Origin of the sequence: Pseudomonas sp. EL_65y_Pfl2_R96 (genome assembly GCF_963970905.1) — a bacterium.
Taxonomy (GTDB): Bacteria; Pseudomonadota; Gammaproteobacteria; order Pseudomonadales; family Pseudomonadaceae; genus Aquipseudomonas.
In genome coordinates this window covers 1-442 of record NZ_CAXAQH010000374.1, presented here as the reverse complement: position 1 = coordinate 442, position 442 = coordinate 1, and the positions used below count along the sequence as shown (strand labels likewise).

1 protein-coding gene is annotated in these 442 nt (G+C 69.0%); it reads left to right on the top strand.

Annotation, left to right across the window (positions count from 1 at the left end; all coding sequences use genetic code 11):
- The coding region (locus tag AACY49_RS31120) for an MBL fold metallo-hydrolase (RefSeq protein WP_339528172.1) at positions 1-442 on the top strand (442 nt) is incomplete at both ends.

The following is a 442-nucleotide window of genomic DNA, read 5'->3' as shown; positions in this document are numbered from 1 at the left end:
GACACGGCGGTTTCGACTGCTCCCGCTGGCGGGGCACAGCCCGGCCGACCTCGCGATCCTCGACGAAGCGAGCGGAACGCTGATCGCAGGCGACCTCGTGTTCCATGATCGCGCGCCCTCCACCCCACATGCCGACCTGGCGAAATGGCACGATTCGCTTAAGACGCTCGAAGCGTTGGGTCACAAGCGCGTCGTGCCGGGACATGGCCCGGTCGATCCCACCCCCGCCACTGCGATCGTCCAGACGCGCGACTGGCTCGACTGGCTCGCCGCCACACTGCGCGCGTCGGTCATCGCCGGCGACGACAATGTCGCGGCGGGCAACGTCATGATCCCGGCGCGTTTCGCGACGCTGCAGGCCGCGCGCTACGAACTGCAGCGCTCCGTCGCTCATCTCTATCCGGGGCTTGAGGCCGAGCTCCTGCCCCGGATCGACGCAGGG